General features: G+C 72.0%; 12 protein-coding genes. 9 read left to right on the top strand and 3 right to left on the bottom strand.

Going from position 1 to position 13,621, the window contains the following annotated elements:
• The 8 genes from ACTT8P_RS09010 to ACTT8P_RS08975 all read left to right on the top strand — a co-directional run.
• Nucleotides 1–1,881, top strand: a 1,881-nt coding sequence (locus ACTT8P_RS09010) for a GTPase (RefSeq protein ID WP_442831013.1), incomplete at its 5' end; no start/stop codon positions are given.
• A gap of 119 nt (nt 1,882–2,000) precedes the next feature.
• A complete protein-coding gene (locus ACTT8P_RS09005) occupies nt 2,001–2,486 on the top strand; it encodes a single-stranded DNA-binding protein (RefSeq protein WP_442831012.1) in 486 nt (161 codons plus the stop codon).
• Nucleotides 2,487–2,770: 284 nt separating this feature from the next.
• Nucleotides 2,771–4,204 (top strand): Cys-Gln thioester bond-forming surface protein, encoded by a 1,434-nt coding sequence (locus ACTT8P_RS09000; protein ID WP_442831011.1) that lies wholly within the window; start codon nt 2,771–2,773, stop codon nt 4,202–4,204.
• Nucleotides 4,201–4,557 (top strand): hypothetical protein, encoded by a 357-nt coding sequence (locus ACTT8P_RS08995; RefSeq protein WP_442831010.1) that lies wholly within the window; start codon nt 4,201–4,203, stop codon nt 4,555–4,557. Before ACTT8P_RS09000 ends, ACTT8P_RS08995 begins: the two co-directional genes overlap by 4 nt.
• Before the next feature lie 287 nt (nt 4,558–4,844).
• Nucleotides 4,845–6,074: a hypothetical protein gene (locus ACTT8P_RS08990; RefSeq protein WP_442831009.1), complete on the top strand. Its 1,230-nt coding sequence runs from the start codon at nt 4,845–4,847 to the stop codon at nt 6,072–6,074.
• A gap of 309 nt (nt 6,075–6,383) precedes the next feature.
• Nucleotides 6,384–8,048, top strand: a complete 1,665-nt coding sequence (gene ettA / locus ACTT8P_RS08985) for an energy-dependent translational throttle protein EttA (protein ID WP_361166144.1) — start codon at nt 6,384–6,386, stop codon at nt 8,046–8,048.
• A 6-nt stretch (nt 8,049–8,054) separates the two neighbouring features.
• Nucleotides 8,055–8,468, top strand: a complete 414-nt coding sequence (locus tag ACTT8P_RS08980) for an acyl-CoA thioesterase (RefSeq protein WP_361166141.1) — start codon at nt 8,055–8,057, stop codon at nt 8,466–8,468.
• Nucleotides 8,465–9,142, top strand: a complete 678-nt coding sequence (locus tag ACTT8P_RS08975) for a hypothetical protein (RefSeq protein ID WP_442831008.1) — start codon at nt 8,465–8,467, stop codon at nt 9,140–9,142. Before ACTT8P_RS08980 ends, ACTT8P_RS08975 begins: the two co-directional genes overlap by 4 nt.
• Here the strand turns inward: ACTT8P_RS08975 and ACTT8P_RS08970 are convergent.
• A complete protein-coding gene (locus ACTT8P_RS08970) occupies nt 9,126–9,530 on the bottom strand; it encodes a globin (protein ID WP_442831007.1) in 405 nt (134 codons plus the stop codon). The genes ACTT8P_RS08975 and ACTT8P_RS08970 overlap by 17 nt on opposite strands.
• Nucleotides 9,531–9,607: 77 nt before the next feature.
• On the opposite strand from ACTT8P_RS08970, the gene ACTT8P_RS08965 reads away from it, so the two are divergent.
• A complete protein-coding gene (locus ACTT8P_RS08965) occupies nt 9,608–10,585 on the top strand; it encodes a methyltransferase domain-containing protein (RefSeq protein WP_442831006.1) in 978 nt (325 codons plus the stop codon).
• 6 nt (nt 10,586–10,591) lie between these two features.
• On the opposite strand, the gene ACTT8P_RS08960 is transcribed toward ACTT8P_RS08965, so the two are convergent.
• The gene (locus ACTT8P_RS08960; protein WP_442831005.1) at nt 10,592–12,133 is read right to left on the bottom strand and encodes an FHA domain-containing protein; all 1,542 of its coding nucleotides are present in this window, start codon (nt 12,131–12,133) and stop codon (nt 10,592–10,594) included.
• A gap of 55 nt (nt 12,134–12,188) precedes the next feature.
• Nucleotides 12,189–13,535, bottom strand: a complete 1,347-nt coding sequence (locus ACTT8P_RS08955; protein WP_442831016.1) for a vWA domain-containing protein — start codon at nt 13,533–13,535, stop codon at nt 12,189–12,191.
• Nucleotides 13,536–13,621: the final 86 nt, after the last annotated feature.

Genomic DNA, 13,621 nt, shown 5'->3' with positions numbered 1-13,621 from the left:
GGACGAGGCCGCCGCGCGGCGCAGGCTCTCCGGGCAGCACACCGTCGTCGCCCTGGCCGGCGCCCCGCCGGCAAGGGCGCGAGGGAGGCCGAAGACGCCGTGGACTTCGAGGACTCCGAGGGCGCCTGGGACGACGGGCTGATCGCACGGCGGGTGAACGAGACCTCCGCCGGCGCCGAGTCCTACACCACCGCCTCCGCCCCGTCCCTCTGCGCCGGCCTCGAGGACCGCACCTCGGGCGGCGCCCAGGCCGTGACCCCGCTGGCCTACGACGGCCCGCTCCGCTCCCGGCTGGACGCGCTGCGCGAACTGGTCGGCCTCTCCCGGACCCGCCTGGACAGCCGGACCCTCGCCGAGGCCGGCCGGGTCCTGGACGAGGCCGCCGCGCGGCGCAGGCTCTCCGGGCAGCACACCGTCGTCGCCCTGGCCGGCGCCACCGGCAGCGGCAAGTCCCAGCTGTTCAACGCGCTCGCCGGGGTCAACATCTCGGAGACCGGGGTACGCCGCCCGACCACCTCCGCGCCCATCGCGTGCAGTTGGAGCGACGGCGCCGCCACCCTGCTGGACCGGCTCGGCATCCCGGGCCGGCTGCGCCGGCGGCCCGTGCAGCAGCCCGGCACCGACGCGCAACTGCGCGGCCTGGTCCTGGTGGACCTGCCCGACCACGACTCCGCCGCCGTCCAGCACCGCGAACAGGTCGACCGGGTGCTGGCGCTGGTCGACGCCGTCATCTGGGTCGTCGACCCGGAGAAGTACGCCGACGCCGTCCTGCACGAGCGCTATCTGCGCCCGCTGGCCGGCCACGCGGAGGTCACCTTCGTCGTCCTCAACCAGGTCGACCGGCTGCCCGGCGAGGCCGCCGAGCAGGTCCTCGACGACCTGCGGCGGCTGCTCGACGAGGACGGCATCGCGCTGGGGGAGTATGGCGAACCGGGCGCCACCGTACTCGCCCTGTCCGCGCTGACCGGAGACGGCATGGGCGAGCTGCGCGAGGTGCTCGGCCAGTTCGTCGCCGGACGGGAGGCACCGGCCCGCCGCATCGCCGCCGACGTGGACGCCGCCGCCGGGCGGCTGCGGTCCGTGTACGTCACCGGGCGGCGCACCGGGCTCAGCGAGGAGGCGCGGGAGGAGTTCGCCGACCGGCTGGCCGACGCGGTGGGCGCCACGGCGGCGGGCGAGGCGGCCGAACGCGCCTGGCTGCGCAACGCCAACCGCGCGTGCGGCACCCCCTGGCTGCGCCTTTGGCGCTGGTACCACGACCGGCGCGAACCTCCCACCGGGCGGCTCCCGCTGCGCTCCCAGGCCGACGAGGAAGCGACCGCCCGCCAGCGGGTCGAACAGGCGGTGCGTACGGTGGCCGACCGGGCGTCCACCGGGCTGCCCGCGCCCTGGGCGCAGGCGGTGCGCGAGGCGGCGGTGCGCGGCGCGCAGGGGCTGCCCGAGGCGCTCGACGAGCTGGCCGCCCGCTCGGGGCTGCCGCCGGGGCGCCCGCCGCGGCCGGGCTGGTGGCCGATGGCCGTCCTGGCCCAGGCGTCGATGACCCTGCTGCAAGTGGTGGGCGGCCTGTGGCTGCTCGGCCAGATCGCCGGCGTCCTGTCTCCCAACCTGGGGGTGCCGGTGCTGCTGATGCTGTCCGGGATCGTCGGCGGCCCGCTGATCGAGTGGAGCTGCCGGATGGCGGCGCGCGGCCCGGCCAGACGGTACGGCCAGGAGGCGGAGCGGCGGTTGCGGGAGACGTCCGCCGGCTGCGGCCGGGCCCGGGTACTGGACCCGCTGGCGGCGGAGCTGCTGCGGTACCGGGAGGTACGGGAGCAGTACGGGCGGGTGACGGGGGCCGGATCACCCGTTCGGGTGGCGGAGTTTTCCACAGGCGGAGGGTGATCCACAGAGCCCGGCGGGTCCGGCCCGGACGGGGCAGTCTGGCCGTGCGGCGAGCGCGACGGACGCGGTCGCCACGGCCGTACGGGACAGCCCCGGCGGCATGGGAGGGGTGGGCGAAGATGAACGAGACGATGGTCTGCGTGGTGGGCAACGTGGCGACCCGGCCGGTCTTCCGGGAGCTGGCGAACGGCCCGTCGGCCCGGTTCCGGCTGGCGGTCACCTCGCGCTACTGGGACCGCGAGAAGAACGCGTGGACGGACGGCCACACCAACTTCTTCACGGTGTGGGCCAACCGCCAGCTCGCCGCCAACGTGTCGGGATCGCTGGAGGTGGGGGAGCCGGTCATCGTGCAGGGCCGGCTGAAGGTGCGGACCGACGTGCGCGAGGGGCAGAACTGGACCTCGGCGGACATCGACGCGGTGGCCGTCGGCCACGACATGGCACGCGGGACGTCGGCCTTCCGGCGGGTGAACCGGCCGGAACCGGCGGCCGCCGCCGCGCGTCCCGAGCCGGACTGGGAAACACCGGCGGACGAGTCCGGGGACCGGGACCAGGCCCGGGACCGGGACACCGCCCGGCACAAGGAACCCGCCGGGGTGACCTGACCACGGCCGCGCTCCTGACGTTTCCTGCCGCTTGAGCCGTATCCGTCGAGTTGGCGGCTTATCGACAGATGCATACCGACCCCACCGGGGTGGATTTGTCGATAAGCCCTGCTCACCTGCGGTTCGGCGATAACGATTCCGAGTCGGATCGATGATCGGGCGGCCCCACCGGCCGGCACGATGTGCCAGATCCTTAGGATGCCGAACGGGCCCCGAGGGGCCGCTGATTCTGCTGGTGGGACCGTGCTCCCCACGCCAACCGGTCCCGCTCGAAGGGGAATTTGGTGCTTGCTTCGCTCACTGACCTGTCCGCGCACCGGCGCGGCGCGGCCCGCCTGGCCGCCTCGTCCCTGGTGTCCGTGCTCGCCGTGGCCACCACCGTGCTGGCGGGCGCCGGCCGGGCCGCCGCGCAGGAAACGGCACTGGCACAGGGCCAGGGCGGCGCGACGGCCACCATGAGCGGACTGAAGACGTACGGCACCGCCGTGATCCACGACGAGACGGGCGACCAGGAGGTCTCGGCCGGCCTGTTCGAGATGTCCGTCGAGGGCGGCGGCATGCTCCAGACCTACTGCGTCGACCTCCTCAACCCCACGCAGAAGGACGCCAAATACCACGAGACGCCCTGGAGCGGCACCTCGCTGGGCACCAACCAGGACGCGGGCCGGGTCCGCTGGATCCTCCAGAACTCCTATCCGCAGGTCAACGATCTCGCGTCGCTCGCGAAGAAGGCGGGCGTCCGGGGCTCCCTCACCGAGGAGGACGCGGCGGCCGGGACCCAGGTGGCGATCTGGCGGTACTCGGACCAGGCGGACGTGGAAGCCGCCGACCCGGAGGCCGAGCGGCTCGCGGACTACCTGGAGAAGAACGCCCGCGCCGTCGCCGAGCCCACGGCGTCCCTCACGGTCGACCCGCCCGCCGTCTCCGGCCGGCCCGGCGAACGGCTCGGCCCGGTCACGGTGCACACCAACGCCGGCGGCGCGACGGTGACCCCGCCCGCCGACTCCGCCACCAGCGGCGTACGCATAGTCGACGCCGACGGCGAACCGGTCGGCACCGTCACCGACGGCACCGAGATCTACTTCGACGTGCCCGACGACGCGACGGCCGGCACGGCCGACCTGACCGTGCACGCCTCGACCACCGTGCCGGTCGGCCGCGCCTTCGCCTCCGAGAGCCGGAGCCAAACCCAGATCCTGGCGGGCTCCAGCGAGTCGACGGTCACGGCGACGGCCACCGCGAACTGGGCGAAGCGGGGCGCAATACCCGCGCTGTCGGCCGCGGAGAACTGCACCGGGGACGACATCGGCGGCGGCCTGGACCTCACGGCGGCCAACGAGGGCGACGACGCGTTCACCTTCGAACTGCTGGCGACCGAGTACACCATCGCCCCCGGCGAGACCCGCACGGTCTCCGTCCCCCTCCAGGAGGACCAGCCCTACGACTTCACCGTCAGCGGCACCGGCGGCTTCGAACAGCGCTTCACCGGCGTCCTGGACTGCCAGAACCAGACCACCACGGCCGGCGACTCCACCCAGACCCTGACCGAGCCCAGCCCCACCACGACCGCCGACGTCACCACCCCGGACACGGACGTCAACCTCGCCGACACCGGCGGCTCGGAGGTCACCCCACTGATAGGCGCCCTGGCCCTGACCCTGGTGGCGACCGGCGGCGTCACCCTCTTCGCCATCCGCAGGAGGGACCGGGACGCGTGACGGCTGGGTATTCCCCGAAACCGGCGAACATCCAGGACTTCCTGACCGAGGTTCGCCGCCGCCCCTCCATGCGGGTCGCCCACGGCTCCCTGTGCCATCTGTACTCCATGCTGCTCGGCTACCGCATCGCCCTGGACATCCACGGCATCACCGAGCCCACGGACTTCTGGAGCCCCGCCGACGAGGCCGCCTTCACCCACTGGCTACACCGACGCCTCGGCCGGGACAGCTCCCTGACCTGGGCGGCCGAGATCGAACGCGAGGCGCAGACGGCGGGGGTACCCGCGATGGACCTGTTCTTCGAGCTCCTCGACGACTACCGGGCCGGGCGGCAGCAGGGGAGTCAGCGGTAGCGGCCCGGGGGGCACCGAGGCCGGGGGGCCGGGCCGCCTGTTCTCGAACCAATGAACGAGATAGTCGCACCCGGGAGTGAAAGATATGGGCTCAGTGATCACGACTCGGCGATGCCAGACATGCTTCAGTGTAACTACGTCGACCGAATCGATCGAAAAGGGGCTACGTTCAACCCCTGATCGCTCGCTCTGCGGCAGTAGCGACCCCAATTAGCCATGACGGCCTCGACGGTACTCATGCGGTGCGGAGTGGCTGCCAAGTGACGGAGGTCACTACCCTGCCCCGCATGGCCATCATGGGGGACGCGGGGCGGTCTGCGACACATGCGTACCGTGGGTTTCGAGTTCTGAAACGGATAGTGCATCGGCGTGCACTATTGTCGGATATTCGCTACAAGGCTGTAGTCGAGGCGCTCTGTCCAGGCCGTAAGCGGGATGATCCAACCCCGCCTGAGATCACGCAGGCCGCCAAGCTGCTGTGCGACGAGCTGGACCATACGTCGATCCCCGGGGAGCGCAGTCGTGGCGTCATGAGGGCGGCGACGCGTTTGACTCGCGAAACATTCACTCATGGGGTCCGCTTCCCGGAGTGGAGCAACGGAACGAACACGACTTTCTTCAAACGCCTGGCGGACTGGGGCCAGCGCGCGGCGGCCACAGAAAAGGGTGGCGAAGCTTTTGGCTTGATCGGTGCCGAACCGACAGCGGAACGGTCGGCTCTGTTCGGCAAGCGATTCTCGGTTGCGATCTACGGCCTCCTGATTGATTCGCGAGGACCGTCGGACGACGAGGAGATCCTGCGGATCGAGATGGCGAACGAAATCCTGCACGGAGTCGCCGACGACGTGCGGATCGCTCGGTTCCGGCTTCTTCAGGACGGAGTCAACTCCCTGGCTGCCGGTGTAGCGACATGGGCCACCAGCTATCTGGGCTTCAGCCAGTCGCTCACTGACGCAGTGCAGTACGGAAGTGCCACGTTCGGTGTGGCCGCTGGAGTCACTGCCGTTCGGCACCTGAGCACCCAATTCCTCAGCGAGAAGCAGCAGGAGGCCCGTCGGCAGGCGCGGTACTGGCTCCTCTCGCTGCACGCATGGATGATCGGCTATGTCGTCTGGGGCCGCGATGCGATCCAGAGCGGGGAAAATGAGGGACTCGACCAACTGGCATACGTGGCCCGAGCTCTCACCGCTCGTGAGGCGCACGTGTCTGAGCTGCCTCGGGATGAACAGATTCAGGGAGATCTGCAACTCCTCATCGAGAACTCCGAGAGAGCCACCGACAGCGAATTGACCACGGCGCTCATGAGGCTGCAGGGCGTTCTGCGCTGGAAAAGTGAACACCTGGGATCCGCCATCGGCAATCTCATCGCCGTCGTACAGAACGTGCCTGACCATGCGGACCTGCTCCATGCTCCCGTGTCGGTGCACAGGAGAGGTCTCGATCCGCTGCAGCTCCCCTCTGCCCGCTCAGGCGAGGAGAACGATCGGGATCCGTTGGAGGAACGGCCTCGTAACTGACGTGATGGAAGGCCGCAACGGGCCTGCCTCGGTCGGGGCGCTGCGGTGGATCACCCGGACGTGCGCGCCGGGGGCGGCCTTCCGGCTGTCGAGCAGCGACGCTTCCTCGGCGGTCGGCCGCCGGAGCCGCGGGCGGAGAGCACGTCCTCGTCGGCCAGGGCGGGCGAGGGTGCCCGGCAGACGCCGGAGGCCCGACGTGAAACCCCAGGTCACAGCCCCCACCAGATACAGGTTTCCGCCCAGGGCTAGCCGTGCGGCAAGATGGGGTGTATCTGCCCACTGCCTGATTAAGCTGCCGGACGGTTTCTCTTGGCTGAGTACATTTACACCATGCGCAAGGCGCGCAAAGCGCACGGCGACAAGGTGATCCTCGACGATGTCACCCTCAGCTTCCTGCCGGGGGCGAAGATCGGTGTCGTCGGTCCGAACGGGGCCGGCAAGTCGACCGTTCTGAAGATCATGGCGGGGCTGGAGCAGCCGTCGAACGGGGACGCGTTCCTGTCGCCGGGTTACACGGTCGGCATCCTGCTCCAGGAGCCGCCGCTCAACGAGGAGAAGACCGTTCTGGAGAACGTCCAGGAGGGCGTCTCCGAGGTCAAGGGCAAGCTCGACCGGTTCAACGAGATCGCCGAGCAGATGGCGACCGACTACTCCGACGCGCTGCTCGAAGAGATGGGCAAGCTGCAGGAAGAGCTGGACCACGCCAACGCGTGGGACCTCGACGCGCAGCTGGAGCAGGCCATGGATGCCTTGGGCTGCCCGCCCGGGGACTGGGCGGTCAGCAACCTCTCCGGTGGTGAGAAGCGGCGCGTCGCGCTGTGCAAGCTGCTGCTGGAGGCGCCCGACCTGCTGCTGCTCGACGAGCCCACGAACCACCTCGACGCCGAGTCCGTCAACTGGCTGGAGCAGCACCTCGCCAAGTACGAGGGCACCGTCGTGGCCGTGACCCACGACCGGTACTTCCTGGACAACGTGGCCGGCTGGATCTGCGAGGTCGACCGCGGCCGGCTGCACGGCTACGAGGGCAACTACTCCAAGTACCTGGAGACCAAGGCCACCCGCCTCAAGGTCGAGGGCCAGAAGGACGCCAAGCGGCAGAAGCGGCTCAAGGACGAGCTGGAGTGGGTGCGGTCCAACGCCAAGGGGCGGCAGGCCAAGTCCAAGGCGCGGCTGGCCCGGTACGAGGAGATGGCCGCCGAGGCCGACAAGATGCGGAAGCTGGACTTCGAGGAGATCCAGATCCCGCCGGGTCCGCGGCTCGGCAACGTCGTCGTCGAGGTGAACAACCTCAGCAAGGCGTTCGGGGAGAAGGTTCTCATCGATGATCTCAGCTTCACACTGCCGCGGAACGGGATCGTCGGGGTCATCGGGCCCAACGGAGCGGGCAAGACCACGCTCTTCAAGATGATCCAGGGGTTCGAGGAGCCGGACTCCGGGTCCATCAAGGTCGGCGACACCGTCAAGATCTCCTACGTCGACCAGAGCCGCGAGAACATCGACCCCAAGAAGACGCTCTGGGCCGTCGTCAGCGATGAGATGGACTACATCAACGTGGGCCAGGTCGAGATGCCGAGCCGGGCATATGTGTCCGCCTTCGGGTTCAAGGGGCCGGACCAGCAGAAGCCGGCCGGCGTGCTCTCCGGCGGTGAGCGCAACCGGCTGAACCTCGCGCTCACCCTCAAGCAGGGCGGCAACCTGCTGCTCCTCGACGAGCCGACCAACGACCTGGACGTCGAGACGCTCAGCAGCCTGGAGAACGCGCTGCTGGAGTTCCCCGGCTGCGCCGTGGTCGTCTCCCACGACCGGTGGTTCCTGGACCGGGTCGCCACGCACATCCTCGCCTACGAGGGCGAGAGCAAGTGGTTCTGGTTCGAGGGCAACTTCGAGTCCTACGAGAAGAACAAGATCGAGCGGCTGGGTGCCGACGCCGCGCGTCCGCACCGTGCCACCTACAAGAAGCTGACCCGGGGCTGATCGATCTTGCGGCACATCTACCGCTGCCCGCTGCGCTGGGCGGACATGGACGCGTACGGGCACGTCAACAACGTGGTCTTCCTGCGCTACCTGGAGGAAGCCCGGATCGACTTCCTGTTCCGCCCGGACAAGGAGTTCAAGCAGGGGTCGGTGGTGGCCCGCCACGAGATCGACTACAAGCGGCAGCTCGTCCACCGGCACGCCCCGGTGGACATCGAGCTGTGGGTCACGCAGATCAGGGCCGCCTCGTTCACGATCGCCTACGAGGTGAAGGACGGCGACCAGATCTACGTCCGGGCCTCCACGGTGATAGTGCCGTTCGACTTCGAGGCCCAACGGCCCCGGCGGATCACCGCGGAGGAACGCGAGTTCCTGGAGGAGTACCGGGACGAGGCCGAGGAGGAGGCCGTCGCCGCATGACGGTCCTGCACCTCGCCGACGAGGGGGAGGCGGCGGATCTCGCGGCCTTCCTCTCCCGGCTGCTGCACTACGACCGCGGTGCCGCGGTACGCCTCCAGGCGGCCGGCACCGCGCTCGCCGTCTTCGGCCGGCCGCCGTCCTTCGAGGTGCTGGCGATCCGCGCGGCGCGGCTCGCGAAACCGTACGAGGACGGGCTCGACGACGCGCTCGACGTGACCGTGTCGGCCGGTGAGCTGCTGGAGGCGGTGGTGGAGAAGGCGGCCACCGCCGCCGTGCCGGGCGCGGTGACCGGGCCGCCGTGGGCCGGGGTGCTGCCGCCGCGCGGCGGCTGGCGGGCCGAGACCGGCCTGCCGTCCCTGGACGCGCTGCGGGCCCTGGTCGCCGCCGGGATCACCGAGTTCCGGGCGCGGACCGGCGAACTCGTCCCCGAGCGCCGTACCCGCGCCGAGTACGACCGGATCGGGCGGGACATCTGGTCCCGCACCGTGGCCGACACCCGGCTGCCGGTGCGGGCCGTGCACGCCGCCCAGTCGCTGGGCTTCCTGCGCGGCGCCGGCGACACCGCCCTCGGGCTGGTCTCCTCGGGGGCGTGGCTGCGGCTGCGCACGCCCTTCGGATCGGTCGCCGTCCGGCGGGCCGGCACCGCCGCGCTCGGCATCAGCCCGGCGCGTTGACCATCGACGCCGCCGCGTAGGTGAGGTACTTCCACAGGGTCTGTTCGTGCTCCTCGGGCAGGCCCAGTTCGTCCACGGCGTCCCGCATGTGCTTCAGCCAGGCGTCGTGCGCCGCCCGGTCGACGGTGAACGGGGCGTGCCGCATCCGCAGCCGGGGGTGGCCCCGGTTGTCGCTGTACGTGGTCGGGCCGCCCCAGTACTGCATCATGAACAGCGTCAGCCGCTCCTCGGCCGGACCGAGGTCCTCCTCGGGATACATCGGCCGCAGCAGCGGGTCGCCGGCCACCCCCTGGTAGAAGCGGTGGACGAGGCGGCGGAAGGTCTCCTCCCCGCCGACCTGCTCGTAGAAGGTCTGCTCCTGAAGCGTGCCGCGCCGAATCTCATTCACGCTCCCATGGTCTCAGACGGCCGGGACCAGGACTCGGGTCCTACGACCCGTACCGCGCGGACCCGTACGGTGGAGGCATGGGCAGCGACGGCGGCATGGACGACCTCGCCGGCGCGGCGCGGGCCGCGCTGGTGCGGGAGATCGAGCTGAGCGGCGCCTGGGCGGCCGACCCGGTCTGGCGGGCGTCCTTCGAGACCGTCCCGCGCCACCTCTTCGTGCCCTACTACTACGTCGGCGTCGCCGGCGGCTACGAGCGCCGCTGGGACGGGCACCCCGACCCGGCGGCCCGCGCGCGCTGGCTGCGCGGCGCCTACGCCGACGTACCGCTGGCCACCCGGCTGCGCGACGGCGAACTGCTCTCCTCCAGCAGTCAGCCGTCGCTGATGGCGATGATGCTGACCGAGCTGGGCGTGCGGGACGGCGACCGGGTGCTGGAGATCGGCGCCGGGACCGGGTACAACGCGGCGCTGCTCTGTCACCGGCTCGCCGACGACGGGCTGGTCACCACCGTCGACCTGGACCCGGAGATCACCGAGTCCGCCCGCCGGCACCTGGCCACCGTTGGCTACCGTCCGGCCGTCGTCACCGGCGACGGGGCGCGCGGGGTGCCCGAGCGCGCTCCCTACGACCGGATCATCGCGACCTGCGCGCTGCCCGCCGTACCGCGCGCTTGGGTCGGACAGTGCCGGCCCGGCGGACGCATCCTGACGCCGCTGGCCACCGGGCTGCTGGCGCTCACCGTGCGGGACGCCGGACACGCCGAGGGCCGGTTCCTGAGCACGGCCGCCTACTTCGTGCCGCTGCGCGGCGGCGAGCGGGCCGAACTTCCGGTGCCGGGACTGAGCGGCGTACCGCGCGGCGCCCGGGACGACGACCTGTTCCGCTTCCTGCTGGCGCTGACCCGGGGCGGTCTGGACCCGCAGGAGGCGTACGCGCTGTGGGAGCGCGAGGACGCGCCGCGCCGGGAGCGCTACGGCATCACCGTCGGCACCGCGGGCGCCTGGGCGTGGCTGGACGATCCGGCGGGGCCGTACGTCTGGCCGCTGCCGGCGTAGCGGGTCTCAGCCGCGGCGGATGGTGATCGTCGTCCAGGCGCCCACGTGCACCCGGTCGCCGTCCTGGAGCGGCACCGGCACATAGGGCTGGATGGGCTCCTCGCCGCCGTTGACCGTCGTGCCGTTGGTCGAGTTCTGGTCGACCACCGCCCAGCCGCCGTCCGGCTGCTGCACCAGGACCGCGTGCTGGTGCGAGACGCCCGGGTCCTCCGGCGGCACCGACAGATCGATGTCGGGGGTGTCGCCGGTGGAGTGCCGGCGGCGGCCGATGGTCAGCTGGTCGCCGGTCAGGGGGCGCTGCTGCTCGGGCGAGTACGCGGGCAGGTTCAGCCCCGCGGCCTCCGGGCCGGAGCGCTGCATCATCGCCATGAAGTACTCGCGGTCCGGGCCGATGGTCGCCGTCCACGGGCCCTGCGGCTGCGGGGGCTGCGGCTGTTGGGGCTGCTGCGGGTAGCCGTAACCGGGCGGCGGCGGGGGCGCGGCCTGCGGTCCGCCGGGCTGCGGATAGCCGTAACCGTTCCGGCCGCCGGGGCCGCCGGGGCCGCCCTGCGCGCCGAGGCCGTGCTGGCCGCCGCCGGGCGGGGCGATGCGCCAGTCGTCGTCACCGCCGCCGAAGGACGGACCGCCCTGCGGGGGCGGGCCGCTCGGCTGCTGCCGGTTGCCCTCCTGCGGGTACGCGGGCGGCGGGGGCGGCGGTGCCGGGGGACCGGGCTGCTGCTGCCAGGCCAGCGGCGGGCCGCCGGGAGTCGTGGCACCGGGGCCGCCCGGGCCGCCGGGTGCTCCGGGCGCGCCCGGCACCGTGCCGTGCCGACCCGGTGCGCCCGGGCCGCCCTGCGCCCCGGGGCCACCAGGACCGCCGGGGCCGCTCGCCCCGCCGGGACCACCGGGATGACCAGGCCCACCCGGACCGCCCGGGCCGCCAGGCCCACCGGGTCCGGCAGGACCGTTGTACGGGTTGGCCCCACCGGGGCCGTTGTACGCACCGGGCCCACCCGGTCCGCCCGGAGCCGATGAACCGGGCGCGCCCGGACCCTGGCCGGCGGGACCGCCGGGGGCGCCGGGCGGTGGGCCCGGCGGGGGCGGGACCGGGCGGGACGGGTCGGCGCCGAAGCCGGGCGGGCTCTGCGGGATCGGCTCGGCGGGGCGGTTGATCTGCGACGGGCGGGAGCCCTGGTACTCCGGCGGACGCGCGCCCGGGTAGGAGTCGCCGCCGCCACCAGCGTAGGAGGGGGGCGGGCCCGGCTGCTGCTGGAAGTGCGGCGGCGGGCCGCCGGCCGGGCGCGGGGCGGCCGGGGTGTACGAGGTGGCCGTGTTGGTCAGGAAGTTCCACCGGCACTCCTCGCAGAACGGCGCGCCGCCCTCGCGGGGCGTGCGGCACTGCGGGCACAGCTCGGGGCCGCCGGCCGGAGCACCGGAGGGCGGCGGGAAGCCGTAGCCGCCGCCCGGGGGCGGGGGCGGCGGCGGAGGCACGGCACCGGCCATGCGGTGACCGCAGACCTCGCACCAGTCGTCGGAACCCGACTGGTGTCCGTTCGGGCAGGTCGGCATGTCGGCGCTTCCCCCTCTCCTCGCAGGTCCTGCGTACTTCTGCGCTGCTTCTTCGCTACTTCTTTACACGAACAGTCTTTGTGGAGCGGGTCTCGAGAGTCATCTCGTCGGCCTCCTCGACCTTCGCTTTCAGTCGCACAGTACCCGCCGCGGCGTCGACCACGTCCACCACCTTCGCAAGCAGTTTCGCAGTATCCGCGTTCCCGGAGGAGCCCGCGAGCTGAACCGCACGGCCCAGTTTGGCCGTTGCTCCGTCTACATCTCCCGATTTGCGCAGTTCCAACCCTTGCTGAATGACTTGAGCCAGTTCCGCTTGCCCGGTGTAGTGGGCGACCTGCGGGTTGATCGAGGTGGAGGCGGTCAGGTCGTCCGTCCACACCGCCCGGACCAGGCCCTGGGCGCCCAGGTTGTGCGCGGAGCCGTCGGGCCGGGGGACGACCAGGGAGACCCGCGCGGCCAGCATCTCCTGGCCGAGGCCGGCCGGGGACACCTCCACGCAGACGTGGTAGTCCCGGGACTCGTCGCCCCAGGAACCCGTGGGATAGTCGCCGGCCCGCGCGGTCGCCTCGGTGCGCCGGCCGGTCAGCTCCGCCACGGCCGGCGCGACCTGCTTGACGAACTTCACCGTGGCGCCGGCCGGGGTCCACAGCCGCAGCGCGACGTCCGCGACCTCCTTGCCCATGGCCGTCTCCATCATCCGCGTGAAGTCGGCGGCCAGGCCGTCCGGGTCGGCGACGATGTCGGCGGTGCCGAGCAGCGCCGAGGAGATCGCTGTGACTTCTTTCACTTCCCAGTCGGTGCCCACGCCCCGGGCGTCACAGGTGAACCGTCCGGCACAGGCGTCCAGCGCGGCCCGCAGGTCCTCGGGCGACTCGTGCTCGTTGCGTCCGTCGGTGAGCAGGATGCCGTGCCGGATGGCGACGTCCGCCGAGGACAGCAGCCGGTCGGCCAGGCGCAGCCAGGTGCCGATGGCGGTGCCGCCGCCCGCGTTCAGCTTGCGCAGGGCGAGTGTGGCCTGCTCGCGGGTGGTGGCGTCGGCCACCGCGAGGCGTCCGCCGCCCGGGTAGACCTCCTTGGCGACGTGGGTGCCGCCGATCACCGCGAAGTGCGTGCCGTCGCGCAGGGCGTCGAGCGCGGCGGACGTGGCGTCGCGGGCACCCCGCATCTTGGTCGGCGGGTAGTCCATCGAGCCCGAGCAGTCCACCATCACCACCACGGCCGCGGCCGGGCCCTGGCCGGGCGCGTACAGGTGCGGTGCCGTGACCGCGGTACCGACGGTGCCGCCGCCGGTCGCGGTCACCGTGACGATCGCGTTGACCTCGCGCCCGCCCTCGGGCAGGTACTCGTTCTGGTACACGTCCACCGAGAACCGCGGCGCGTTGGACTTCGAGAAATTGGCCATGCCGGTTCGCATCCCCCTCGACAGCGCCCCCGCCGGGGCGGGGACGTGGCGGTCGGCGGACCGCCCCCTGCGGTCCGCGAGGCCCC

It is taken from the genome of Streptomyces sp. JW3 (genome assembly GCF_052216785.1).
GTDB lineage: Bacteria > Actinomycetota > Actinomycetes > Streptomycetales > Streptomycetaceae > Streptomyces.
Note: the sequence above shows the minus strand (reverse complement) of the source record. Positions and strands in the feature narration are given on the sequence as shown.

Coding starts and splice junctions, on each gene's coding strand:
- ACTT8P_RS09005 (WP_442831012.1), top strand. CDS start 2,001: ATGAACGAGACGATGGTCTGCGTGGTGGGCAACGTGGCGACCCGGCCG.
- ACTT8P_RS08990 (WP_442831009.1), top strand. CDS start 4,845: ATGGCCATCATGGGGGACGCGGGGCGGTCTGCGACACATGCGTACCGT.
- ACTT8P_RS08975 (WP_442831008.1), top strand. CDS start 8,465: ATGACGGTCCTGCACCTCGCCGACGAGGGGGAGGCGGCGGATCTCGCG.
- ACTT8P_RS08965 (WP_442831006.1), top strand. CDS start 9,608: ATGGGCAGCGACGGCGGCATGGACGACCTCGCCGGCGCGGCGCGGGCC.
- ACTT8P_RS08960 (WP_442831005.1), bottom strand. CDS start 12,133: ATGCCGACCTGCCCGAACGGACACCAGTCGGGTTCCGACGACTGGTGC.
- ACTT8P_RS08955 (WP_442831016.1), bottom strand. CDS start 13,535: ATGGCCAATTTCTCGAAGTCCAACGCGCCGCGGTTCTCGGTGGACGTG.